The sequence below is a fragment of the Streptomyces candidus genome (assembly GCF_014207445.1).
GTDB lineage: Bacteria > Actinomycetota > Actinomycetes > Streptomycetales > Streptomycetaceae > Streptomyces > Streptomyces candidus.
Genome location: NZ_JACHEM010000003.1, coordinates 367,091 through 388,617 on the forward strand (window position 1 = coordinate 367,091; position 21,527 = coordinate 388,617).

The following is a 21,527-nucleotide window of genomic DNA, read 5'->3' on the forward strand; positions in this document are numbered from 1 at the left end:
ATGACCTTCGAGTACGCACCCGCGCCGGAGTCCCGCGCGGTCGTCGACATCGCGCCGAGCTACGGCCTGTTCATCGACGGCGAGTTCGTCGAGGCCACGGACGGCAAGGTCTTCAAGACCGTGTCCCCCTCCACCGAAGAGGTCCTGTCCGAGGTGGCCCTCGCGGGCCAGGAGGACGTGGACCGCGCGGTCCGGGCCGCCCGCAGGGCCTTCCAGAAGTGGTCCGCGCTGCCGGGCTCCGAGCGCGCCAAGTACCTCTTCCGCATCGCCCGCATCATCCAGGAGCGCAGCCGCGAGCTGGCCGTCCTGGAGACGCTGGACAACGGCAAGCCGATCAAGGAGACCCGGGACGCCGACCTCCCCCTGGTCGCCGCGCACTTCTTCTACTACGCGGGCTGGGCCGACAAGCTCGACCACGCCGGTTACGGCGCGAACCCGCGCCCCCTCGGCGTCGCCGGCCAGGTCATCCCCTGGAACTTCCCGCTGCTGATGCTCGCGTGGAAGATCGCCCCGGCGCTCGCCACCGGCAACACGGTCGTCCTGAAGCCCGCCGAGACCACCCCGCTGTCCGCGCTCTTCTTCGCGGACATCTGCCGCCAGGCGGGTCTGCCGCGCGGCGTCGTCAACATCATTCCGGGCTACGGCGACACGGGTGCGGCCCTGGTCGGCCACCCGGACGTCAACAAGGTCGCCTTCACCGGCTCGACCGCCGTCGGCAAGGGCATCGCCCGCTCGGTCGCGGGCACGAACAAGAAGGTCACCCTCGAACTGGGCGGCAAGGGCGCGAACATCGTCTTCGACGACGCGCCGATCGATCAGGCCGTCGAGGGCATCGTCACCGGCATCTTCTTCAACCAGGGCCAGGTCTGCTGCGCGGGCTCGCGCCTCCTGGTCCAGGAGTCGATCCAGGACGAGCTGCTGGACGCGCTGAAGCGCCGGCTGTCCACCCTGCGGCTGGGCGACCCGCTCGACAAGAACACCGACATCGGCGCGATCAACTCCGCCGAGCAGCTCGCCCGTATCAAGGCCGTCGCCGACACGGGCGAGGCGGAGGGCGCCGAGCGCTGGTCCGCGCCCTGCGAACTCCCGTCCTCCGGCTACTGGTTCGCGCCGACGCTCTTCACGAACGTCACCCAGGCGCACACGGTCGCCCGCGACGAGATCTTCGGCCCGGTGCTGTCCGTCCTGTCCTTCCGGACCCCGGACGAGGCGGTGGCCAAGGCCAACAACACCCAGTACGGCCTCTCCGCGGGCATCTGGACGGAGAAGGGCTCGCGCATCCTCGCGGTCGCGAACAAGCTCCGGGCGGGCGTCGTCTGGGCCAACACATTCAACAAGTTCGACCCCACGTCGCCGTTCGGCGGCTACAAGGAGTCGGGTTACGGCCGCGAGGGCGGTCGCCACGGCCTGGAGGCGTACCTCGATGTCTGAGTCGACCGACGTGAAGCAGTCCGACGCGAAGCAGTCCGACGCGAAGCAGTCCGACGCGAGGCGTCTGAGCGTCTTCAAGACCTACAAGCTGTACGTGGGCGGGAAGTTCCCGCGTTCCGAGAGCGGCCGGGTGTACGAAGTGCAAGACAGCAAGGGGACGTGGCTGGCCAACGCCCCCCTCTCCTCCCGCAAGGACGCCCGGGACGCGGTCGTCGCCGCCCGCAAGGCCTTCGGCCCGTGGTCCGGTGCGACCGCCTACAACCGCGGCCAGATCCTCTACCGCATCGCGGAGATGCTCGAAGGCCGCCGCGACCAGTTCGTGCGCGACGTGGCCGACGCCGAGGGCCTCTCGAAGTCCAGGGCCGCGGCCGTGGTGGACGCGGCCGTCGACCGCTGGGTCTGGTACGCGGGCTGGACCGACAAGATCGCCCAGATCGCGGGCGGCGGGAACCCGGTGGCGGGCCCGTACTTCAACCTCTCCACCCCGGAGCCGACCGGCGTGGTCGCGGTCGTCGCCCCCCAGGACTCGTCGTTCCTGGGCCTGGTGTCCGTGCTCGCCCCCGTGATCGCGACCGGCAACACCACGGTCGTCGTCGCCTCGGAGAAGTCCCCGCTTCCCGCCCTGACCCTGGGCGAGGTCCTGGCGACCTCCGACCTCCCCGGCGGCGTCGTCAACATCCTCACCGGCAGGGCCGCGGAAATCGCTCCCTCCCTCGCCGCCCACCAGGACGTCAACGCGATCGACCTCACGGGAGCGGGCGCGGGCACCGACCTGGCACGCGACCTGGAGATCGCCGCGGCCGACAACCTGAAGCGCGTCCTGCGCCCGTCGTCCGCGACGGACTGGACGGCGCCCCAGGGCACGGAGCGCCTCACCGCGTTCCTGGAGACCAAGACGGTCTGGCACCCGACGGGTTCGCTGGGCGCGTCGGGCTCGGCGTACTGACCGTCCGACCCGGACTCCGGGGCACCGGTACGGACGCCGGCGCACGGCCGAAGCCCCGCTCCTTCTGCGCCAGGGGAGCGGGGCTTCGTTTTCGCCGTACGGGGCCGCGCGTGCGGGACCCCGTACGCACGGATCCTCGCGGTGCGGGCACCCCGAGGGGCGCGCGCCTCAGTCGAGGCAGAACTCGTTGCCCTCGATGTCCTGCATCACGACGCAGGACTCGTTCTCGCCGTCGGCGCGCATCGTGTACAGGTGCACCGCGCCGAGCGCGACGAGTCGTGCGCACTCGGCTTCCAGGGTGGCCAGACGCTCGTCACCCACGAGCCCGATACCGGCCCGTACGTCCACGTGCAGCCGGTTCTTCACCGTCTTCCCTTCGGGAACGCGCTGGAAGAGCACGCGCGGTCCCGCGCCGGAGGGATCGCTGCACGCGAAGTAGACCTCCCGCTCCTCCAACGGCAGCGAGTGCTGGTGCTCCTCCCAGGTGGCGAACCCCTCCGGGACCGGGGGAAGGACGTACCCCAGAACCTCGCACCAGAAGGCGGCGAGCCGCGTGGGTTCCGCGCAGTCGAAGGTGATTTGGATCTGCCTGATCGTTGACATCGGCGCACGATAACAGGACCCTCGTGCCGCTCCGCGCGGTGCGGTCGCGGTGGCCGACTCTCGGCGGTTCGGCCGGAGGGCCGGGGGTACCCGGGCTCCATGACGACAGCGGAGAGTTCCGACGACGCGGGGCCAGTGGTGATGACCCTTCTGTCGGTCTTCTTGTTCCTGGTCCTCGTTGTGGCGGGAGTGATCTTCTTGTTCCACAAGCTCAAGGGCCGGAAGTAGCCCCCTGGTCGGGAGCCGCACGGTGCGTCGCGCGGGGGTGATCCGGGCCGGAACCGGGGCGCGGGAAACGCGAAGTCCCGCCCTCCGGTGCGGGCCGGTGGGCGGGACTTCGGGAGGCGGAACGGGGCAGGAGGTCAGATGCCCGCCGCCGCCGACAGGTCGCGCTTGATGGCGGCCAGGATGTCGGCCGCCTGGGCGCGGGCCGCCGGGAGAGCGGCTGCGTCCGGGACCGGGACGACGACCTCCAGGTAGCACTTGAGCTTCGGCTCGGTGCCGGACGGCCGGACGATGACGCGCGCGCCCGTCAGGTGGTAGCGCAGGCCGTCCGTCGGCGGGAGCGACTCCGTGCCCCGGCTCAGGTCCTCGGCGGAGACGACCGGCAGACCGGCCAGGTGGGCCGGGGGAGCCGTACGGAGGCGGGTCATCGCGTCGGCGATGATGCTCAGGTCCTGTACCCGTACCGAGAGCTGGTCGGTGGCGTGCAGGCCGTGCGTGACCGCCAGCTCGTCGAGCAGGTCGAGGAGGGTGCGGCCCTGCTCCTTGAGCTCGGAGGCGAGTTCGGTGACGGCCAGGGCGGCGGTGATGCCGTCCTTGTCGCGGACGCCTTCGGGGTCCACGCAGTAGCCGAGGGCCTCCTCGTACCCGTACCGCAGGTTGTCGACCCGGGCGATCCACTTGAAGCCGGTGAGGGTCTCCTCGTGGCGGATGCCCGCGTGCGCGGCGATGCGGCCCAGGAGGGAGGAGGAGACGATCGACTCGGCGAAGACCGCGTCGGGCGCGAGGCCGCCCTTGCGGGCGAGGTGGGCGGCGAGGAGCGAGCCGACCTCGTCGCCGCGGAGCATGCGCCAGCCGCCCTCGACGGAGCCGTCCGGAACGGCCACCGCACAGCGGTCCGCGTCCGGGTCGTTGGCGATGACCAGGTCGGGGGCGGGGGAGGTACGGCGGGCCGTCGCGAAGGCGAGGTCCATCGCGCCGGGCTCCTCCGGGTTGGGGAAGGCGACGGTCGGGAAGTCCGGGTCGGGCTCGGCCTGTTCGGCGACGAGGACCGGCTCGGGGAAGCCCGCGCGGGCGAAGGCGGCCAGCAGGACGTCCTTGCCGACGCCGTGCATGGCCGTGTAGACGGTACGGGCGCCGCGCGGCGAACCGGGGGCCAGGACCGCGTCCGTACGGGCCAGGTACGCCTCCAGGACCTCCTCGTCGAGCACCGTCCAGCCGTCGTCGGGACGCGGTACGTCGGCGAGGACGGCGACGGCGTCGATCTCGGCGGCGATCTCCGCGTCGGCGGGCGGCACGATCTGCGAGCCGTCGCCCAGGTAGACCTTGTAGCCGTTGTCGCGCGGGGGGTTGTGGCTGGCGGTGACCTCCACACCCGCCACCGCGCCCAGGTGCCTTATGGCGAAGGCCAGTACGGGGGTGGGCAGCGGACGCGGCAGCAGTACGGCGCGCAGGCCCGCGCCCGTCATCACGGCCGCCGTGTCGCGTGCGAAGTCGGCGGACTTGTGGCGCGCGTCGTACCCGATGACCACCAGGTCGTCGGACGAGCGGGGATGGCCCGGCTGCTTCGCCAGGTACGCCGCGAGACCGGCGGCGGCGCGGATGACGACGGCACGGTTCATGCGCATGGGCCCCGCGCCGAGCTCGCCGCGCAGCCCGGCGGTGCCGAACTGGAGGGTGCCGGAGAAGCGGGCGGCCAGCTCGGCGGTGTCCCCGGTGTCGATGAGCTCGGCGAGCTCTTCGCGGGTCTCGGGGTCGGGGTCCTCTGCGAGCCAGGCGCTGGCGCGGGCGAGAAGGTCTGAGGGGGTGTCCTGGAGCACGGGTCGCCTTTCGGGAAAGAACGGGAAGTCCGGTGGTCACCGGGCGGTGGCGGGACAGGGCGGGGCGGTCGTCGGTTCCGGTCCCCTACCCGCCCCTCCGCCGGACCGCTCGCCACGGGACGGGGAAGTTTGGTCACTACGGCCACGCACCGCTCTGCACGGGCCCGCTTGAGGCGCGCGGGGAACTGCGCGTCCAGCCACCACGGACCCGCGCAGAGGGCCCCCGACCCGCGGCGAGCGGTTTCGGGAAGGGGCGGGGAGGGGCCGAACCCGCGGAGCGGCCCACGGCCGGTGGCCCGGCCCGCCGCCCGGCGGAGGCGGAGGAGCGGTCCGCACCGGCCCCGAACCCGGCCCGGCCCCGGTCCGGCCCGGGCGGGGCGGCCGGACCCGGGGTGCGGCCCGGCAAGGACTATTCCCCGCGAACCGCGCCCCCGGCCCGGCTAGATGCGCTCCAGCACCCGCGCCAGCAGGCTGCCCATGCGGGCCGCCGAGTCGCGGCCGGCCTGGAGGACCTCTTCGTGGTTGAGGGGCTCGCCCGACAGACCGGCGGCGAGGTTGGTGACCAGGGAGATGCCGAGCACCTCCGCACCCGCCTCACGAGCCGCGATGGCTTCGAGGACCGTGGACATGCCCACCAGGTCGCCGCCCATGACACGGACCATGTTGATCTCGGCCGGGGTCTCGTAGTGCGGGCCGGGGAACTGGACGTAGACGCCCTCCTCCAGGGTCTCGTCCACCTCCTTGCACAGGGCCCGCAGACGCGGCGAGTACAGGTCGGTCAGGTCGACGAAGTTCGCGCCGATGATCGGCGAGGCGGCCGTCAGGTTGAGGTGGTCGCTGATGAGGACCGGCTGGCCGGGGCGCATGCCGTCGCGCAGACCGCCGCAGCCGTTGGTGAGGACGACGGTCTTGCAGCCGGCCGCGACGGCGGTGCGGACACCGTGTGCGACCGCGGCGACACCGCGGCCCTCGTAGTAGTGCGTACGCCCGAGGAAGACCAGCGCGCGCTTGTCGCCGATCCTGTACGAGCGGATCTTGCCACCGTGACCCTCTACGGCGGGGGGCGGGAAGCCGGGCAGCTCCGTGACCGGGAACTCGGCCTCGGCGACGCCGAGCGCGTCCACGGCGGGCGCCCAGCCGGAGCCCATCACGAGGGCGACGTCATGGGTCTCGGCGCCGGTGAGCTCACGCAGGCGCGCGGCCGCGGAGTCGGCGGCGGCTTGGGGGTCCGAAATAACAGATGCGTTCACGCGCAGAAGGGTAGCCGCTTTGGCCCTACGCGCGTAGATGTCTGCTCGTCGGACCTGCCGGGGCAGGCTTGTGCATTCGTACGAAAGCGCGCGCCCCGGCCGTACGGGAAGGGGCGTCGACGCCCGGGAATCGGGGGCCGTCGAGGGCGTTGGGCCGTCCGGGTGCGGTTGGCCACACCCGGTTCGGGGCGCACGCGTGCCGCGGACCGTCCGGCCGGGCGGCTCAGCAGGGGCGCTTGCGCAGTTCCATCACGTAGTCGTGGGGCGCGCCCGCCGACTCCGCCGCGTCCGCGATCTCGCCCAGGTAGCGGGCCGACGGCAGGCCGCCCTCGTACCCGTTGAGGACGTACATCCAGGTGGCTTCCTCGCCCTCCAGCGTGTGCACACGCACCCGCATCCGGCGGTAGATGTCCAGGCCGACGCCCTCCCACCGGTCCATGGAGTCCTCGTCCATCGGAGCGAGGTCGTACAGGGCGACGAAGACCTGCGAGCGGGGCGCCTCGACCACGGTGGCGAGCGACCCCTCCCAGCCCATCTGCTCCCCGCCGAAGGTCAGCCTCCAGTCGTTGAGCCAGCCGGTGCCGCGCAGCGGCGAGTGCGGTGCGCGGCGGGACATCAGCCGCGCGTCGAGGTTGCCGGCGTACGCGGCGTAGAGCGACATGGCTCCGAGGGTACGGGAGGCCCGACGCTCGCGTACGGACGCCGCTGATCTCGTGCCGGGCGGAGGGCCGGGGCGTGCGCGGGGTGAACATGGGGGGCATGACAACGCTCGTACGCCCCTCCTGGTTCCCGTACGCGGGCCCCGGGGCGAAGTCCGCTCCCGGGTACGGGACAATGACGTACGTACTGCACTCCTCCGGGGCGACCCCCCGGGACCCCGGCCGGGGCAGGCAGGACGGGCCGGGCGGAGTCAGCGCACCCCAGCGACACCCAGACTCAGGCTCAAGCGAACGCGAGGCGGACTTTTCGTGACCCGGATCGTGATCATCGGCGGCGGACCCGGCGGGTACGAGGCGGCCCTGGTGGGCGCCCAGCTCGGCGCAGAGGTGACCGTCGTCGACTGCGACGGACTCGGCGGGGCGTCGGTACTGACCGACTGCGTACCGTCCAAGACCCTGATCGCCACGGCCGAGGTGATGACGACCTTCGACTCCTCGTACGAGGAGCTGGGCATCCTCGTGGCCGACGACACCCCGCCCGAGGAGCAGTCCGCGCGCGTCGTCGGCGTGGACCTCGGCAAGGTCAACCGACGGGTGAAGCGCCTCGCGCTGGCCCAGTCGCACGACATCACCGCGTCCGTCACGCGGACCGGTGCCCGGGTCGTACGCGGCCACGGCCGTCTGGAGGGCCGGCAGGCCGACGACGGCTCGCGCACCGTCGTCGTGACGGCGGCGGACGGTACCGAGGAGCGGCTCACGGCCGACGCCGTGCTGATCGCCACCGGCGGGCACCCGCGCGAGATCCCGGACGCGCAGCCGGACGGCGAGCGCATCCTGAACTGGACCCAGGTCTACGACCTCGACGAACTCCCCGACGAGCTGATCGTGGTCGGCTCCGGTGTGACCGGCGCCGAGTTCGCGGGCGCCTACCAGGCCCTCGGTTCCCGCGTCACCCTCGTCTCCTCCCGCGACCGCGTGCTGCCGGGCGAGGACCCCGACGCCGCCGCCGTCCTGGAGGACGTCTTCCGCCGGCGTGGCATGAACGTCATGGCGCGCTCGCGGGCCCAGTCCGCCAAACGGGTCGGCGACCGCGTCGAGGTCACCCTCGCCGACGGCCGCGTCATCTCCGGTTCGCACTGCCTGATGGCCGTCGGCGCCATCCCGAACTCCGCCGGCATGGGCCTGGAGGAGGCCGGGGTCAAGCTCAAGGACAGCGGGCACATCTGGACCGACCGGGTGTCGCGCACCTCCGCGCCTGGCGTGTACGCGGCCGGTGACGTCACCGGCGTCTTCGCGCTCGCCTCCGTCGCCGCGATGCAGGGCCGTATCGCGATGTACCACTTCCTCGGTGACGCGGTGGCGCCCCTGGACCTCAAGACGGTCTCCTCCAACGTCTTCACCGACCCCGAGATCGCCACCGTCGGCTACACCCAGGCCGACGTCGACGAGGGCCGCATCGACGCGGTCGGCGTCAAGCTCCCGCTGCTGCGCAACCCGCGTGCCAAGATGCAGGGCATCCGGGACGGGTTCGTGAAGCTGTTCTGCCGCCCCGGCACCGGGATCGTCGTCGGCGGCGTGGTCGTCGCACCGCGCGCCAGCGAACTGATCCACCCGATCTCGATCGCCGTCGACAACAACCTCACCGTCGAGCAGATCGCCAAGGCGTTCACGGTCTACCCGTCGCTGTCGGGTTCGATCGCCGAGGTCGCGCGGCAGCTGCAGTCCCGCAAGACGGCGGGCGACAGCTAGGCCGAACGGGCGGTAGCGCAGGGTGACGGCCGCGGGCCGGGGCGGGACATGCTCCGGCCCGCACCCCTATACCACTACCGGGCACTCTTTGTGACCAACTTCTGTTAATCGGCGCAAACTGCTGAAAACTATCGGCCGCTCAGGTTACTGTCAGTTTCGTGTTCGCTGCAGAACGTCGCCAATTGATCCTCGAAATGGTGCGGGCCAACGGGGCGGTTTCGCTCCGTGAGCTCGCCCGCGTCGTCCAGACCTCCGAAGTGACCGTACGGCGGGACGTGCGGGCGCTGGAGGCAGAAGGACTCCTCGACCGCCGGCACGGCGGTGCGGTACTGCCGGGCGGGTTCACCCGCGAATCCGGCTTCCCGCAGAAATCCCACCTCGCGACCGCGGAGAAGACGGCCATCGCCGACCTCGCCGCGGGACTCGTGGAGGAGGGGGAGGCCATCGTCGTCGGCGCCGGTACGACCACGCAGGAGCTGGCGAGACGGCTCGCCCGGGTCCCCGGGCTGACCGTCGTCACCAACTCCCTCCTGGTCGCCCAGGCGCTGGCGCACGCCAACCGCGTCGAAGTCGTCATGACCGGCGGAACCCTGCGGGGTTCCAACTACGCGCTGGTGGGAAGCGGTGCCGAACAGTCCCTCCAGGGACTGCGGGTCACCCGCGCCTTCCTCTCGGGCAGTGGCCTCACCGCGGAACGCGGCCTCTCCACCTCCAACATGCTCTCGGCGAGCGTCGACCGGGCTCTGGTCCAGGCGGCGGCGGAGGTGGTGGTCCTCGCCGACCACACCAAGCTGGGCACCGACACCATGTTCCAGACGGTGCCCACCGACCTGATCACCCGACTGGTGACCGACGAGCCGCCGCCGCACGACGAGCGCGCCGCAACGGAGTTGCAGGCGCTCGCCGACCAGGGCGTGCAGATCGCCGTCGCGGGAGCGGGCGGTGCGGGGGCGTCCGCGCCCGGAGGCGACGGCGTCCCGGCGGGGCGTCAGCAGCCGCGCCGGGAGACGCCTCTGCCGGGTCAGCGCCGCATGCATCCGGGGGCGCCCGGCGGTCCGCTGCGCAGTGCTGCGAGTCTCGGCGAGCAGCAGGCGGCGGCCGGTGAGCGGGCGAGAGTGGCCGATATGCGTCGGCGCTGAGCGGCTGCCCCGTGCGGGGCCGCCGTGGCCGGTACGGGTCTCCGTGGCCGGTACGGGTCCGCTGCGGTGCGGGCGGGCGTTGCTCACGCGGTGGCTGCTGGGGCGGGCGCCGTAGCTCGTACCGGAGGCCGCTTACGGCTGTGACGCCGGCCCGTCCTCTTCCGTGCGGGGGCGCAGGCCGCGCAGCGCCAGGGACAGCAACCGGTCGGCCAACTCGGGGTCGTCCGGCGACTGTTCGGCTGCCAGCGCGATCGCGTTGGTGAGCTGCATGAGGTCCCGGATGGGGACGTCGGGGCGTACGGCGCCGGACCGCTGGGCGCGGGCCAGCAGCGCCGTACCCGCCTCCCGCATCGGGATGCTGCACGAGGCCATCGCCGAGGCGGGATTGTCGGTGCCGCACTCCGCCATCAGCGCGCGCGCCAGGCCGCGGTACTCACCCGCATGAGTGATGATGGCGCGCAGCCATGCGACGAGGGCCTCGCAGGGGGCGCTCGCGTGGGTCAAGCCCTCGGCGCGCGCGACGAGTTCGTCGACCGCGCCCTGGAAGACCGCGCCCATCAGGGCGTACCGGGTGGGGAAGTGGCGGTACAGCGTCCCGATCCCCACGCCTGCGCGGCGGGCGACCTCCTCCAAGGAGGCGTCGGTGCCGTGCGCGGCGAAGGCGGCGCGGGCTTCGGCGAGCAGCCGGTCGTGGTTGCGACGGGCGTCGGCGCGCATGGGGCGGGGCATGGGGCTCGCTGTCGCTGTCGCGGTGATGGGGGTTGTGGGGGGACTGGTGGTCGCCATGGCGTCCAGCATGCCATTGGGGTTGTGCGGGGGTGAGGCGTGCGGGGGGCCGGGGGTACGGGTCCCGGGCGTACGTGGAGTGGCAGGGCGCGGGGCGGGGGCGGCACCGTCCGGTGGGGGCCGCCCCCTTGCCCGCCCGTTCCGCCCCCGGGGGCGGCCCCCGCCGCCCAAGGGGGCTACGGCGCGCGGCCCCGTCGGCCAAGGGGGCTCTCGTCGGCCAAGAGGGCTACGGGGGTGGGGTGGGGAAGGGGGCGGCCCGCCTCCTGCGGTGGGGGCGGGCCGTGGGGAGAGGGGGGTGGGTCAGTCCTTGATCTCGCAGATCAGGGCGCCGGACGTGACGGAAGCGCCGATCTCCGCCGACAGGCCCTTCACCGTGCCCGACCGGTGCGCGTTCAGCGGCTGTTCCATCTTCATCGCTTCGAGGACGACGATCAGGTCACCCTCGTTGACCTGCTGACCCTCCTCGACGGCGACCTTGACGATGGTGCCCTGCATGGGCGAGGCAAGGCTGTCGCCGGAGGCCGCGGAGCCGGACTTCTTCGCCGCCCGGCGCTTCGGCTTCGCGCCCGCCGCGAGGCCCGTACGGGCCAGCGACATCCCCAGCGAGGACGGCAGCGAGACCTCCAGCCGCTTGCCGCCGACCTCGACGACGATCGTCTCGCGACCGGACTCGTCCTCGTCGCCTTCGGATCCCGGCACGGTGAACGCCGGGATGTCGTTGACGAACTCGGTCTCGATCCACCGGGTGTGGACGGTGAACGGGTCCGAGGTGAACGCCGGGTCCGCAACCACCGCGCGGTGGAAGGGAATAGCCGTGGCCATGCCCTCGACCTCGAATTCAGCGAGCGCCCGCGCCGCCCGCTGGAGCGCCTGCTCGCGCGTCGCACCGGTGACGATCAGCTTGGCGAGGAGCGAGTCCCATGCCGGGCCGATGACCGAACCCGACTCGACGCCGGCGTCCAGGCGTACGCCCGGGCCGCTCGGCGGGGCGAAGTTGGTGACCGTACCGGGAGCGGGGAGGAAGCCGCGGCCCGGGTCCTCGCCGTTGATGCGGAACTCGAAGGAGTGTCCGCGCACCGGCGGGTCGTCGTAGCCCAGTGCCTCGCCGTCGGCGATGCGGAACATCTCGCGGACCAGGTCGATGCCGGAGACCTCTTCGGTGACCGGGTGCTCGACCTGGAGACGGGTGTTGACCTCAAGGAAGGAGATCGTGCCGTCCGCGCCCACCAGGAACTCGACGGTGCCCGCGCCGACGTAACCGGCCTCGCGCAGGATCGCCTTGGAGGAGGCGTACAGCTCGGCGTTCTGCTCGGCGGTGAGGAAGGGCGCCGGGGCCTCCTCGACCAGCTTCTGGTGCCGGCGCTGGAGGGAGCAGTCACGGGTGGAGACGACGACGACGTTGCCGTGGGTGTCGGCCAGGCACTGGGTCTCGACGTGGCGCGGCTTGTCGAGGTAGCGCTCCACGAAGCACTCGCCACGGCCGAAGGCGGCGACCGCCTCGCGTACCGCCGAGTCGTACAGCTCCGGCACTTCCTCCAGCGTGCGCGCGACCTTCAGACCGCGACCGCCACCGCCGAAGGCGGCCTTGATCGCGATGGGCAGGCCGTGCTCGCGGGCGAAGGTGACGACCTCGTCCGAGCCGGAGACCGGGTCGGGGGTGCCCGCGACCAGCGGGGCGCCGGCGCGCTGCGCGATGTGCCGGGCGGCGACCTTGTCGCCGAGGTCGCGGATGGCCTGCGGCGGCGGGCCGATCCAGGTCAGGCCCGCGTCGAGGACGGCCTGCGCGAACTCCGCGTTCTCGGAGAGGAATCCGTAGCCCGGGTGGATGGCGTCCGCGCCCGAGTCCTTCGCGGCCTGGAGCACCTTGGCCATGTCCAGGTAGCTGGCGGCCGGGGTGTCACCGCCCAGGGCGAACGCCTCGTCGGCCGCGCGGACGTGCAGAGCGTCCCGGTCCGGATCGGCGTAGACCGCTACGCTCCCGATCCCGGCGTCCCGACAGGCTCGGGCGACGCGGACAGCGATTTCGCCTCGGTTGGCGATGAGCACCTTGCGCACGATGACTCCCTCCTCCTTGTGAAACAAGCTGAGTTTAGGGACTGCCTACACGGCCATACGACCCGTCCCCAATGGTGAGCTTGCCCACACGGAGCGTGATTCGAGGTGCACTCGAGTCGCGAAATCCCTTGTCGCACCACGGTACGACGGGTTACCTCATCGCACAGTAACCCCGTGATGTGGCCAAGGTCTCTGTTCTGGTGGCCAGTGGGGGGAGGGGTTTCTTTGTGGAGTCCCTACGAAGGCGTCGCGCAAACTTTGCCCTGCGGCAAGCGGGGTCCGGTCGTACCCGCGGAGACCGGTGCGGGGGCGCCCGTAGACCCTTGTCGTGAGCATTACCAGTGAGTAGCGTGCGCGTTCGAGAACTCCCGTACGGAAGTGGGTGGTCGCGTGATGGTACGCAGGCCGGTGGCGGCGGCGACAGCGCTCGTCCTGTTCCTGGAGGCGGTCGGCGTCGTCTTCGTCCACTACGTACTGGGCCGGGTCGTCGACGGCCAGTCGATGTCCCTCGCGGGCACGGACCCGCGGGCGACGGCGGCCGGTGCCTGGGTTCTGGGCGGCCTCGCCGGTCTCTTCCTCGCCGCCTGCGGTGTGTTCCTGCTGCGGGCGGCCCTCCGGGACCGGGCGCCCGCCCGGCTCGCCCGCATCCTGCTGATCGTCTGCGCGGTGGCGCACGGGGTGCTGGGCGCGGCGGCGGTCGGCCTGGTGGGCTGGTGGGCGTTCGGCTGGACGATGGCGGTGCTGGGGCTGATCGTGCTGTGCCTGCTGCTGTACGGGCAGCGCGACCCGGACGGGCAGGCTGCGCCCCCGGAACCGAGCCGCCCCGGTGGGCAGTTGGAGCCCGCGGGACCGCCGGCACCTCCCGGACCGACCCGCCCCGCGGCACCGCCCGGACCGACCCGCCCCGCGGTACCTCCCGGACCGACCGGCCCCGCAGCGCCTCCCGGACCCGCCGGACCCGGACTCAGGCCCACAGGTCCGTGATCGCCACGTCCAGTTCGGCCAGCAGGTTCCGCAGCAGCGGCAGCGACAGCCCGATGACGTTGCCGGGGTCGCCCTCGATGCCACGTACGAACGGCGCCGAGCGGCCGTCGAGGGTGAAGGCGCCCGCCACGTAGAGGGGTTCGCCGCTCGCCACGTACGCGGCGATTTCCGCGTCCGACGGTTCCGCGAAATGTACGACCGTCGACGCGGTGGCGGACGCCCGGCGTCCGCTCGCCGTGTCGATGACGCAGTGCCCGGTCCTGAGCACCCCGGACCGTCCCCGCATCGCCTTCCACCGGGCCGTCGCGTCCTCGGCGTCGTCGGGCTTGCCGAGCGCCTGCCCGTCCAGTTCCAGTACGGAGTCGCAGCCGATCACCAGTGCTCCGGCGGCCTCCGGGAGCGCGGCCACCACGTCCGCCTTCGCCGTTGCCAGGACGAGGGCCAGTTCGCCCGGCGTCGGGGCGCTCAGCGCGTCCTCGTCGACACCGCTGACGATCACCTCCGGGGCGAGCCCCGCCTGCCGCAGCAGTCCCAGCCGGGCGGGGGAGGCGGATCCGAGGACGAGGCGGCGGCGCTGTTCAGTCATGCGGGTCATCGTACGAGGGGGGCGTGGCCGCCGTCGTGGCCCGTACGAGGCCTTTGCACCGGCTCGCCGACTACCGGGGCCTCAGTGCAGACCGAGCACGATCATCGCCACCACCATCGCCAGCGCCAGGACCAGTCCCGCGCGACGCAGCATGGCCTGCATGTCGCGGAGTTCCTCGGGCGGCTCGTTCTCCGGGTCGGACCACAGCATGTCTTCGATGGTGCGACGCAGAGGCCCGGGGCGCCTGAGTACGTGTACTCAGGCGCCCCGGTGCGGAATGACTAATTCCCCCTGGTTCCTCCGGCGGGGCGGCCCCACCCAGCCGGACCGGCCGCCCGGCAGGAGGGGCCCCGGCTAGGACGGCCAGTACGTGCGTCCCCACGCGCTGGGTCCCGGCTGCGGCAGCCGGTGGGCGGCGACCCGGGAGGGGTCGGACCAGGCGGGGCGGGGGGCGGCCGGTCCCGGCGCCGCGGTGCCCGAGGCCGCGGCGCGGGCCTGGACCACCGCCAGTGCGGCGGCCAGCTCCTCCGGGGTCGGGTTGCCCCGTACGACCTTGATCATGTCGGCCATGATGGTCACCAACTGCCTTTCCGGAGCTACTAGAGCGGGATGTTGCCGTGCTTCTTCGGGGGCAGGGACTCGCGCTTGGTGCGCAGCTGGCGCAGGCCGCGCACGATGTGGGCGCGGGTGTCGGACGGCATGATCACCGCGTCGACGTAGCCGCGCTCGGCCGCGACGTAGGGGTTGAGGAGGGTGTCCTCGTAGTCGGCGATCAGTTCGGCGCGGGTGGCGTCCGGGTCCTCGGCGGCGGCGATGGTGCGGCGGTGCAGGATGTTCACCGCGCCCTGGGCGCCCATGACGGCGACCTGCGCGGTCGGCCAGGCCAGGTTGAGGTCCGCGCCGAGGTGCTTGGAGCCCATGACGTCGTACGCGCCGCCGAACGCCTTGCGGGTGATGACGGTGATGAGCGGGACGGTCGCCTCCGCGTACGCGTAGATGAGCTTCGCGCCGCGCCGGATGATCCCGCCGTACTCCTGGTCCACGCCCGGCAGGAAGCCCGGCACGTCGACGAAGGTCAGCACGGGCACGTTGAAGGCGTCGCAGGTGCGGACGAACCGCGCGGCCTTCTCGCTCGCGTTGATGTCCAGGCAACCGGCGTACTGCATCGGCTGGTTGGCGACGACACCCACCGGGTGGCCCTCGACGCGGCCGAAGCCGGTGAGGATGTTCGGTGCGAACAGGGCCTGGGTCTCCAGGAACTCGCCCTCGTCCAGGACGTGCTCGATCGCCGTGTGCATGTCGTAGGGCTGGTTGGCGCTGTCCGGGATGAGCGTGTCGAGCGCGCGGTCCTCGTCCGTGGTCTCCAGGTCGGCCTCCTCGGGGAAGGCGGGGGCCTCGGAGAGGTTGTTCGACGGCAGGTAGGAGAGCAGCGACTTGACGTACTCGATGGCGTCCTTCTCGTCGCCCGCCATGTGGTGCGCGACCCCGGACGTCGTGTTGTGGGTGCGCGCGCCGCCCAGGTCCTCGAAGCCGACGTCCTCGCCCGTCACCGTCTTGATGACGTCGGGACCCGTGATGAACATGTGCGAGGTCTGGTCGACCATCACCGTGAAGTCGGTGATCGCCGGGGAGTACACCGCGCCGCCCGCGCACGGGCCGACGATGAGCGAGATCTGCGGCACGACACCGGACGCGTGGACGTTGCGCCGGAAGATCTCCGCGAACAGGCCGAGCGCGACCACGCCCTCCTGGATGCGGGCGCCGCCGCCGTCGTTGATCCCGACGACCGGACAGCCGGTCTTCAGCGCGAAGTCCATGACCTTGACGATCTTCTCGCCGTACACCTCGCCGAGCGAGCCGCCGAAGATCGTGAAGTCCTGCGAGTACACGCACACCGGGCGGCCGTCGACGGTTCCGTAACCGGTGACCACGCCGTCCCCGTACGGGCGGTTCCTGTCGATGCCGAAGTTGGTGGAGCGGTGCCGGGCGAACTCGTCGAGCTCGACGAACGAGCCCTCGTCCATGAGCAGTGCGATCCGCTCGCGCGCCGTCAGCTTGCCCTTGGCGTGCTGCTTCTCCACCGCGCGCTCGGACCCCGCGTGGGTGGCCTCTTCGATGCGGCGGCTGAGATCCGCGATCTTTCCCGCGGTGGTGTGGATGTCGGCGTTCTGCGGCTCTTGCGGTGCGGACACGGGGATGCGGCTCCCTGCTTCGACTGCGTCGACGCGCCAAGCGGGCCAGGCGTCAACGGCGACGGTACGGACGGCTACTGACCCGTAGCGTAGCCGCGGGACCGCTGGTCGGCAGTGCGTCGTTTGCCACACCTACGCTGGGTTGCATGACGCCTCCCGATGCTTCAGACACCCCCCGGCCGGACCGCTGGAACAACCTCGACCGGCCCCCCCTCAACGAGCCGGCCCTGCGCCGCGCGCTGGTCCGCGAAGGCGGGCTGTGGACCTCGCTCGACGTGGTCGCCGCGACCGGCTCGACCAACAGCGACCTCGCCGGACGCGGGGATTCCGCCCCGGAGGGCGCGGTGCTCGTCGCCGAGGAGCAGACGCACGGACGCGGGCGCCTCGACCGCACCTGGTCGGCGCCCGCCCGCTCGGGACTCTTCTTCTCCGTACTGCTCAAGCCGGGGGAGGGCGTTCCGGGGGAGCGCTGGGGCTGGCTGCCGCTGCTCACCGGCGTCGCCGTCGCCGCCGCGCTGAGCCGGGAGGCCGGGGTGGACACGGCACTCAAGTGGCCCAACGACCTCCTGGTCACCGTCGACGGGGAGGAACGGAAGGCGGGCGGCATCCTCGCGGAACGCGTGGGCGACGGAGTCGTGATCGGCGTTGGGCTCAACGTCTCCCTGCGTGCCGACGAGCTCCCCGTGCCGGCCGCCGGGTCGCTCGCCCTCGCCGGGGCGGTCTCCACCGACCGGGACACCCTGCTGCGGGCCGTCCTGCGCTCGATCGAGCAGTGGTACGGGGAGTGGCGCGACGCCGGCGGCGACCCGGCGGCGTGCCGCCTCCAGGAGGCGTACGCGGCGGGCTGCGCGACGCTGGGCCGCACGGTCCGCGCGGAACTCCCGGGCGGCCACGTCCTGACCGGCGAGGCGGTCGCCGTGGACGGGGACGGCCGGCTGGTCATCGGCACGGCGGAGGGCGTGCAGCAGCCGGTGGGCGCCGGCGACATCGTGCACCTGCGCGCGGGGCGGGACCAGTAGCGGAGGCGGGACGAGTGGCGGGACCGGCAGCGGGAGCAGAGGCGGAGGCGGGACCAGCAGCGGAGCCGGGACGGGCAGCGCGGCCGGGAGCGGAAGCGGACGAGTGACGGGGCCGGTGGCGCCGACGGGGTCAGCAACGAGGCCGGGACCCGGGGCGGGACCCCGGGCGGGGCGCGCCCGGTCGGTGCGGGCGCCGGAAACCGCACGGCCGGTCCCGCGACCCCGCCCGACGACACCCGCCCCACCGGCCCCCCGCGCGGGGAGTGAGCCACGGCACATCTGCCGTATCGTTGAGGCGACCCGCGTCACGCGGTCCGTGACCGGGCGCCACAGGACGGGTCGCGAGAGATCGACAGGCGGCGGTAGGGCAGTGCGGGCAGTGCGCAGGGAACGGGCAGGAGGCGGCAGGTGACCGTCGACGGCACTACGTCCGACGGGGACGCGGATCCCTCCGGCCCCGAGGCCCCCCGGAGTCCCGGGGGTCCCCAGGACCCTCAGTCCCCTACTCCGGCGACTCCGCAGCGCCCCCCGGACGTCTACAAGACCCCGCCCCCGCCCCCCGTCTTCCACGAGGTCGACCACACCGCCGAGCCCTCGGACGATCCCCTCGCGATCCGCCTGGAGCAGCTCATCCTCGGCGCCGAGCGGCGCTACACCGCGTTCCAGGCCGCCCGCACCGCCGGTGTCTCCATGGACCTCGCCTCCCGTTTCTGGCGCGCCATGGGCTTCCCGGACATCGGCCAGGCCAAGGCGCTCACCGAAGCGGACGTTCTCGCCCTGCGCCGCCTGGCCGGCCTCGTCGAGGCGGGCCTGCTCAGCGAGCCGATGGCCGTTCAGGTCGCCCGTTCCACCGGACAGACCACCGCCCGGCTGGCCGAATGGCAGATCGACAGCTTCCTGGAGGGCCTCACCGAGCCTCCCGAGCCCGGCATGACGCGCACCGAGGTGACGTATCCGCTGGTCGAGCTGCTCCTCCCGGAACTTCAGGAGTTCCTCGTCTACGTGTGGCGCCGCCAGCTCGCCGCCGCCACCGGCCGGGTCGTGCAGGCCGCCGACGACGACGAGATGGTGGACCGCCGTCTGGCCGTCGGCTTCGCGGACCTGGTCGGCTTCACCCGTCTCACCCGCCGTCTCGAAGAGGAGGAGCTCGGCGAACTCGTCGAAGCGTTCGAGACCACGTGCGCCGACCTCGTCGCCGCCCACGGCGGACGCCTCATCAAGACCCTCGGCGACGAGGTCCTCTACTGCGCCGACGACGCGGGCACCGCCGCCGAGATCGCCCTGCGCCTCATCGAGACCCTCTCCAACGACCAGACGATGCCCGCCCTGCGCGTCGGCATCGCCTTCGGCACGGTCACCACCCGCATGGGCGACGTCTTCGGCACCACCGTGAACCTGGCGAGCCGGCTCACCTCGATAGCGCCCAAGGACACCGTCCTGGTCGACGGCGCGCTCGCCGAGGAACTGTCCCGCACCGGTGACGCCCCCGTCTCGGAGGCGGAGGCCGCCGCGGAGGCGGAGAAGGCGGAGAAGGAGGGCACCGAGTCGCCCACGTACCGCTTCGGCCTCCAGCCGATGTGGCAGCGCCCGGTCCGCGGCCTCGGCATGGTCGAACCGTGGATGCTGGCCCGCCGCGCCAAGCCCGACCCCTCCTGACGGTCACCCCCGGCCGGCCGCCCGCGCCCCGCCCGCCCGCGCCCTGCGCCGGGCGCCCGGCCGCCCCCTTCCTGACCGGCCGACGGCGCGCCTAAGATCCCCGGGAAACGATCGTTAACCGGAGGGTGCGGCATGAGCGGCGACGAGCAGCGGTACGGCGAATTCGTAGCGGTACGACGTCATGGCGACGGCGGTCACGTCGCCGAGCTGGTCCTGGACCGCCCCAAGGCGATGAACGCGGTGTCCAGTGCGATGGCCGCCTCCCTCACCGAGGCGTGCGCGGCCCTCGCGGCCGACCCCACCGTCCGTACGACCGTCCTGACCTCCTCGAACGACCGCGCCTTCTGCGTCGGCGCCGACCTCAAGGAGCGCAACTCCCTCACCGACGCCGAACTCGTCCGCCAGCGCCCGGCCGCCCGCGCCGCGTACACCGGCGTCCTCGACCTCCCCATGCCCGCCGTCGCCGCCGTCCACGGCTTCGCCCTCGGCGGCGGCTACGAACTGGCCCTGGCCTGTGACGTCATCGTCGCCGACGCGTCGGCCGTCGTCGGGCTTCCCGAGGTGTCCGTGGGCGTCCTGCCCGGCGGCGGCGGCACGCAGCTCCTGCCGCGCCGGGTGGGTGCGGCGAGGGCGGCGGAGCTGGTGTTCACCGCGCGCCGGGTGGCGGCGGCGGAGGCCGCGGAGCTGGGCCTGGTCGACGTCCTCGCCCCCGACGGCGGCGACGCGCGCGAGGAGGCCCTCGCGCTGGCGGCCCGGATCGCCGCCAACTCCCCCGTCGGGCTGCGGGCCGCGAAGAAGGCCATGCGGCTGGGCCAGGGCCTGGACCTGCGGGCGGGCCTGGAGGTGGAGGACGCGGCGTGGCGTTCGGTGGCGTTCTCGGGCGACCGGGCCGAGGGCGTGGCGGCGTTCAACGAGAAGCGGAAGCCGCAGTGGCCCGGCGAGTGACGCCCGCGGCGGCCGTGCGCGCACCCGTGCGGTCCGGTCCCGTCCTCGGTGGCCCCCGTACGGCCTCCTGGTGACCCGGACCGCCCCTCCCGAGCGGGGGATCAGGCAAAACATGCCTAACCTGTACTAATGGGTGAAAACGTGCGTGTGAGGGCCGTGGTCGCGCTGGCGCAGGCGATGGCGGCCGCCCACACGCCCCGCGAGAGCTGGCGGGCGGCCGCGCTGGGGGCACGGGATGCGCTCAGCGGCAGCTTCGCCGCGCTCTCCGTATGGGAACGGGAGGCGGGCCGGCTGCGGGTCCTGGTCAACGAGGGCGAGCGCGCGCCGGGCGAAGAGGAGTTTCCCGAGGACGAGACGTACCCCGTCCACCAGTTCCCCGAGATCACCGAGTTTTTGCACGAGCAGTGGGCGGGGGGCGGCGAGCCGGACGCGTGGGTGGAGACGGCGGACGGCGACCGCGACCCGGACACCGGGTCCGGAAAGGGCGGGGGCAGCGACCGGGGAGACCGACGCCGGAGGCCGTCCCCCGCGCCGTTCGGGGTGTGGGGGAGGGTCGCCGCCCTGCGCCGCCGGGGCCGCGGCTGCTGCGTCGTCGCACCGGTCGTGCTGCACGGCAGGGCGTGGGGCGAGCTGTACGTGGCCCGCGCCGTCGGCGAGCCGGTCTTCGACCGGGCGGACGCCGACTTCGCGACCGTGCTCGCCTCGGTCATCGCCGCCGGGATCGTCCAGACCGAACGCCTGGAGGAGGTCCGCAAACTCGCCTTCACCGACCCCCTGACGGGTCTCGCCAACCGCAGAGCCGTCGACATACGCCTGGACGAGGCCCTCGAAGCGCACCGGGACACCGGAGCCGTCGTCAGCCTGGCCGTCTGCGACGTGAACGGCCTCAAATGGGTCAACGACACCCTCGGCCACGCCACCGGCGACCGCCTGCTGGAACGTTTCGGCTGCGTCCTCTCGCGCTGCGGCGCCATGCTCCCCGGCACGCTCGCCGCCCGCCTCGGCGGCGACGAGTTCTGCCTCCTGACCGTCGGCCCGACGGCCGACGAGGTGGTCCGGGTCGCCGACGAACTCTGCCACCGCGCGGCCGAGCTGGAGTTCGGCGACGGCGTCGCCTGCGGCATCGCCTCCACCGGCGACCCCATCGGCGAGATCACCTCCGCCCGCCGCCTCTTCCGACTGGCGGACGCCGCCCAGTACCGCGCCAAGGCCGCCCGCTCGGCGAAGCCGGTGGTGGCGGGGCGCGACGGCGAGGTCATCCCGCTGGCCGAGACACCGCAGGAACGCGGAACGGGCGAACGCCGACGTTTCCGCGGCGCGGCGGGTCGCGACGGGCGGTAGCCGGGGCGCGGTCCGTACCGGGGGCGGCGGGGCCTGGAACGGCCCGGTCCGCGCGAAGGGGCGGCGGGCGTCGCGCGCCGGACCGAGGACGCCGGGCCCAGCGCGACTCGTTCACGCGGGGTGCGGTGGTCGTCCTGCCGGGGA

The 21,527-nt window shown here is 72.9% G+C and carries 20 protein-coding genes; 10 read left to right on the forward strand and 10 right to left on the reverse strand.

The window, feature by feature from the left end; genetic code table 11:
* A complete protein-coding gene (locus HNQ79_RS07655; protein WP_185028299.1) occupies nucleotides 1-1,431 on the forward strand; it encodes an aldehyde dehydrogenase family protein in 1,431 nt (476 codons plus the stop codon).
* Nucleotides 1,424-2,377, forward strand: coding sequence for an aldehyde dehydrogenase family protein (locus tag HNQ79_RS07660; RefSeq protein WP_185028301.1), 954 nt, complete (start codon nucleotides 1,424-1,426; stop codon nucleotides 2,375-2,377). Before HNQ79_RS07655 ends, HNQ79_RS07660 begins: the two co-directional genes overlap by 8 nt.
* A 168-nt stretch (nucleotides 2,378-2,545) precedes the next feature.
* On the opposite strand, the gene HNQ79_RS07665 is transcribed toward HNQ79_RS07660, so the two are convergent.
* The gene (locus HNQ79_RS07665; RefSeq protein WP_185028303.1) at nucleotides 2,546-2,980 is read right to left on the reverse strand and encodes a VOC family protein; all 435 of its coding nucleotides are present in this window, start codon (nucleotides 2,978-2,980) and stop codon (nucleotides 2,546-2,548) included.
* A gap of 99 nt (nucleotides 2,981-3,079) precedes the next feature.
* Here HNQ79_RS07665 and HNQ79_RS33515 point away from each other — a divergent pair, with 99 nt between their 5' ends.
* Complete coding sequence (locus tag HNQ79_RS33515) at nucleotides 3,080-3,208, forward strand: hypothetical protein (protein ID WP_260421529.1); 129 nt, start codon at nucleotides 3,080-3,082, stop codon at nucleotides 3,206-3,208.
* 134 nt (nucleotides 3,209-3,342) lie between these two features.
* On the opposite strand, the gene HNQ79_RS07670 is transcribed toward HNQ79_RS33515, so the two are convergent.
* From HNQ79_RS07670 to HNQ79_RS07680, 3 genes are all read right to left on the reverse strand, one after another.
* Entirely contained in the window at nucleotides 3,343-5,022 is a 1,680-nt protein-coding gene (locus HNQ79_RS07670) for a phospho-sugar mutase (protein ID WP_185028305.1), read from the reverse strand.
* A gap of 440 nt (nucleotides 5,023-5,462) precedes the next feature.
* On the reverse strand, nucleotides 5,463-6,272 hold the full coding sequence (locus tag HNQ79_RS07675; protein ID WP_185028307.1) for a purine-nucleoside phosphorylase: 810 nt from the start codon (nucleotides 6,270-6,272) through the stop codon (nucleotides 5,463-5,465).
* A 223-nt stretch (nucleotides 6,273-6,495) separates the two neighbouring features.
* Nucleotides 6,496-6,933 (reverse strand): gamma-glutamylcyclotransferase family protein, encoded by a 438-nt coding sequence (locus HNQ79_RS07680; protein WP_185028309.1) that lies wholly within the window; start codon nucleotides 6,931-6,933, stop codon nucleotides 6,496-6,498.
* 307 nt (nucleotides 6,934-7,240) lie between these two features.
* On the opposite strand from HNQ79_RS07680, the gene HNQ79_RS07685 reads away from it, so the two are divergent.
* Together HNQ79_RS07685 and HNQ79_RS07690 are read left to right on the forward strand one after the other, a co-directional pair.
* Nucleotides 7,241-8,680 carry an NAD(P)H-quinone dehydrogenase gene (locus HNQ79_RS07685; protein WP_185028311.1) on the forward strand — a complete coding sequence of 480 codons (1,440 nt, stop codon included), beginning with the start codon at nucleotides 7,241-7,243 and terminating at the stop codon, nucleotides 8,678-8,680.
* Nucleotides 8,681-8,838: 158 nt separating this feature from the next.
* On the forward strand, nucleotides 8,839-9,819 hold the full coding sequence (locus tag HNQ79_RS07690) for a DeoR/GlpR family DNA-binding transcription regulator (protein WP_185028313.1): 981 nt from the start codon (nucleotides 8,839-8,841) through the stop codon (nucleotides 9,817-9,819).
* 132 nt (nucleotides 9,820-9,951) lie between these two features.
* Here HNQ79_RS07690 and HNQ79_RS07695 read toward each other — a convergent pair whose 3' ends face one another.
* Together HNQ79_RS07695 and HNQ79_RS07700 are read right to left on the reverse strand one after the other, a co-directional pair.
* Nucleotides 9,952-10,536: a TetR/AcrR family transcriptional regulator gene (locus tag HNQ79_RS07695; RefSeq protein ID WP_185028758.1), complete on the reverse strand. Its 585-nt coding sequence runs from the start codon at nucleotides 10,534-10,536 to the stop codon at nucleotides 9,952-9,954.
* Nucleotides 10,537-10,905: 369 nt separating this feature from the next.
* Nucleotides 10,906-12,660: an acetyl/propionyl/methylcrotonyl-CoA carboxylase subunit alpha gene (locus HNQ79_RS07700; protein WP_185028315.1), complete on the reverse strand. Its 1,755-nt coding sequence runs from the start codon at nucleotides 12,658-12,660 to the stop codon at nucleotides 10,906-10,908.
* Nucleotides 12,661-13,053: 393 nt separating this feature from the next.
* Between HNQ79_RS07700 and HNQ79_RS07705 the strand changes: the two genes are divergently transcribed.
* The gene (locus HNQ79_RS07705; protein WP_185028760.1) at nucleotides 13,054-13,644 is read left to right on the forward strand and encodes a hypothetical protein; all 591 of its coding nucleotides are present in this window, start codon (nucleotides 13,054-13,056) and stop codon (nucleotides 13,642-13,644) included.
* Here the strand turns inward: HNQ79_RS07705 and HNQ79_RS07710 are convergent.
* The 4 genes from HNQ79_RS07710 to HNQ79_RS07720 form a co-directional block, all read right to left on the reverse strand.
* Nucleotides 13,625-14,239 (reverse strand): Maf family protein, encoded by a 615-nt coding sequence (locus HNQ79_RS07710; RefSeq protein ID WP_185028318.1) that lies wholly within the window; start codon nucleotides 14,237-14,239, stop codon nucleotides 13,625-13,627. The two genes, HNQ79_RS07705 and HNQ79_RS07710, sit on opposite strands and share 20 nt — an antisense overlap.
* A gap of 72 nt (nucleotides 14,240-14,311) precedes the next feature.
* Nucleotides 14,312-14,440 (reverse strand): morphogenic membrane protein MmpB, encoded by a 129-nt coding sequence (gene mmpB / locus HNQ79_RS33520; protein WP_260421530.1) that lies wholly within the window; start codon nucleotides 14,438-14,440, stop codon nucleotides 14,312-14,314.
* Nucleotides 14,441-14,584: 144 nt separating this feature from the next.
* Nucleotides 14,585-14,791: an acyl-CoA carboxylase epsilon subunit gene (locus HNQ79_RS07715; protein WP_185028761.1), complete on the reverse strand. Its 207-nt coding sequence runs from the start codon at nucleotides 14,789-14,791 to the stop codon at nucleotides 14,585-14,587.
* Between the two features lie 38 nt (nucleotides 14,792-14,829).
* Nucleotides 14,830-16,422 (reverse strand): acyl-CoA carboxylase subunit beta, encoded by a 1,593-nt coding sequence (locus tag HNQ79_RS07720; protein ID WP_185028320.1) that lies wholly within the window; start codon nucleotides 16,420-16,422, stop codon nucleotides 14,830-14,832.
* 146 nt (nucleotides 16,423-16,568) lie between these two features.
* Here HNQ79_RS07720 and HNQ79_RS07725 point away from each other — a divergent pair, with 146 nt between their 5' ends.
* From HNQ79_RS07725 to HNQ79_RS07740, 4 genes are all read left to right on the forward strand, one after another.
* Nucleotides 16,569-17,441 carry a biotin--[acetyl-CoA-carboxylase] ligase gene (locus tag HNQ79_RS07725; protein WP_185028322.1) on the forward strand — a complete coding sequence of 291 codons (873 nt, stop codon included), beginning with the start codon at nucleotides 16,569-16,571 and terminating at the stop codon, nucleotides 17,439-17,441.
* Nucleotides 17,442-17,849: 408 nt separating this feature from the next.
* Nucleotides 17,850-19,097 (forward strand): adenylate/guanylate cyclase domain-containing protein, encoded by a 1,248-nt coding sequence (locus HNQ79_RS07730; protein ID WP_185028323.1) that lies wholly within the window; start codon nucleotides 17,850-17,852, stop codon nucleotides 19,095-19,097.
* A gap of 132 nt (nucleotides 19,098-19,229) precedes the next feature.
* Nucleotides 19,230-20,042: an enoyl-CoA hydratase/isomerase family protein gene (locus HNQ79_RS07735; RefSeq protein WP_185028325.1), complete on the forward strand. Its 813-nt coding sequence runs from the start codon at nucleotides 19,230-19,232 to the stop codon at nucleotides 20,040-20,042.
* A 129-nt stretch (nucleotides 20,043-20,171) separates the two neighbouring features.
* Entirely contained in the window at nucleotides 20,172-21,383 is a 1,212-nt protein-coding gene (locus HNQ79_RS07740) for a GGDEF domain-containing protein (protein ID WP_185028327.1), read from the forward strand.
* Nucleotides 21,384-21,527: the final 144 nt, after the last annotated feature.